Below are 1,050 nucleotides of genomic sequence, written 5' to 3'. Positions count from 1 at the left end.
AAACGCACCGTCGAGGACACGTGGCGCCACATCGGACATCTCGTCGAAACCATCGAGGCAGCCGAATGTAAGAACTACTTCGAAAACGCAGGATACGCTTCCGTCAAAACGTGAAAGGCTCTAGTGTCATCAATGACGCTCGACGCATGATCTCCCCCAGGAGGTCGCCATGCCCAACTGCGCTTTGAACGGGCACTGTGAGAGCTTCATCAGAAAGCAGCTCGAGTTCGACCGCTACAACAATGCCGGTGAGGTTGTCCGCGCCGGCCTGCGCATACTCGAGGATTTCGAGGCGGAGGGGGAAAGTGGCTGTGCGAGGAAATTCCCGCGCGTCTGGCCGAGCTCCAGCAGGATTCGACGAAGGGAATTCCAGCCGAAACGGTCTCTTCCGAGCTTGAAGCACGCCATCGCGCGAAGCAGGCGAAAGCAAGTAGGGAATGGGATGCCGGATTGTCTTTCATCCCGTGGCACAAGCCGAACTCGAACATTCTATGACGACATAGCCGAATGGGCGTCGCCGGCGATTGCGCGGAATTTTGCCGCTGACATCCGCGATCATTGTCTGGGCTTGTCGACTTTTCCACAGGGAGGCACCGAGCGGATCGAGATCATGCCTGGGCTGCGGATTCTTGGCTACCGGCGGTCAGCATTGGCTTCGCGGTCGAGGGCGAGCAGGTGCTGATCCTGGGTGTCTTCTACGCGGGCCGAAACGCCACACCGGAATTGCTGGAGAATCGGCGTTGAAAGCCGCTCGGGCGCGTTCGGTGGCCGTTTTGGGGACGCCAGTTTTTCAAAGCGAAGTATGCTCGGCATGGGGTCTGAGGCGAGTATCCCAGGCGTGACCAACCGCGGAAAGCGGCGTGGAAACTCAGCCTAGCCAACTCACGAATTTCGGCCCAGTGGATATCTCCGCGAAAAATCGAAAAAACATCTGAGATCGGTGTTGACAGTTTGTCGGGGTGGCGACTATATACGCCTCACGAACGAGGGCGGTGCGCCGCTGGCGACGAAGAAGTTTGCTTCTAAGACTGCCCTCGACGAAATTCAAGA

The 1,050-nt window shown here is 57.8% G+C and carries 2 pseudogenes; both read left to right on the top strand.

The features are described from left to right. Nucleotides 1–114: pseudogene (locus O7B34_RS31860) on the top strand (IS630 family transposase); the annotation flags it as partial. A 55-nt stretch (nt 115–169) separates the two neighbouring features. Continuing rightward, a pseudogene (locus tag O7B34_RS31855) lies at nt 170–495 on the top strand (type II toxin-antitoxin system ParD family antitoxin). The last annotated feature ends 555 nt before the right edge of the window (nt 496–1,050 follow it).

The sequence above is a fragment of the Mesorhizobium sp. Cs1299R1N3 genome (assembly GCF_037179625.1).
Taxonomy (GTDB): domain Bacteria; phylum Pseudomonadota; class Alphaproteobacteria; order Rhizobiales; family Rhizobiaceae; genus Mesorhizobium; species Mesorhizobium salmacidum.
The sequence above is the reverse complement of the archived record's forward strand: the minus strand, read 5'-3'. Positions and strand labels throughout refer to the sequence as shown.